Origin of the sequence: Spirulina sp. CCY15215 (genome assembly GCF_016888125.1) — a bacterium.
Taxonomy (GTDB): domain Bacteria; phylum Cyanobacteriota; class Cyanobacteriia; order Cyanobacteriales; family Spirulinaceae; genus CCY15215.
This window is the reverse complement of record NZ_JACSWA010000275.1, coordinates 1-992: the sequence shown is the minus strand read 5'-3', so window position 1 is coordinate 992 and position 992 is coordinate 1. Positions and strand designations below refer to the sequence as shown.

Below are 992 nucleotides of genomic sequence, written 5' to 3'. Positions count from 1 at the left end.
GTCTCATCCAAAACACGACAGGAGCAACAATTACCACCGATACCAGCAATATAAAAGGGATTGACCCTTTGTTACTCCCCCTTGCTAATAATGGTGGCTCAACCCAAACCCATGCTCTCAATGCGAATAGTCCTGCGATTAATGCTGGGAATAATGGTCTTGCCACCACCTCTACCGATCAACGGGGAGAAAACCGTATTTTGAGAGGAACTGTGGATATTGGAGCCTATGAATCGGTCTATGAATCGGTCCCAGTTTCCGTAACACCAACACCTGTCACGCCTGTTGTGAATCCAACGCCTGTTGTGAATCCAACGCCTGTTGTGAATACGACACCGACACCAAATTTTAATAGTTTTATTAACTTACTTTATATCCCTTATCCCTCTCTGGCTTTAGTTAATCCTTCAGCAAACGGAAATACATTGATAAGTGCAGCCCAAGCATTTACTTTATTTGACTCACAGTTTTCCGATACTTTTCAACAATATTTTGACAGTGGTAGTTCCTCGGGAGGAACATCTGGGGGAACTTCAGGAGGAGGAAGTGCGGCTAATTCTTCAAACTCAGCAGGGGGAGTGAGTTCATCAGGAGAAAGCGCGATCGCCAACAATAGCTCTAATTCAACCTCAGCAGGGGGAGTGAGTTCTTCAGGAGAAAGCGCGATCGCCAACAATAGCTCTAGTTCAAACTCAGCAGGGGGAGTGAGTTCATCAGGAGAAAGCGCGATCGCCAACAATAGCTCTAATTCAAACTCAGCAGGGGGAGTGAGTTCATCAGGAGAAGGCGCGATCGCCAACAATAGCTCTAATTCTTCAAACTCAACAGAGGGAGAGAGTTCATCAGCAAGCGATACAACTTCTAGCACTACTTCTTCAAGTAGCAGTGGTGCAGAAACATCAGAAAGCGGAACATCAGAAAGCGACTCATCGAGTGAAAATAGTTCAGGATTCAATGATACTGCGAATAAAGGTTCAGGAGCAAGCAATAGT

At 45.3% G+C, this 992-nt stretch carries 1 protein-coding gene; it reads left to right on the top strand.

Annotation, left to right across the window (positions count from 1 at the left end):
- A partial coding sequence (locus JUI58_RS03145) for a choice-of-anchor Q domain-containing protein (protein ID WP_204102289.1) occupies positions 1-992 on the top strand: 992 nt, incomplete at both ends.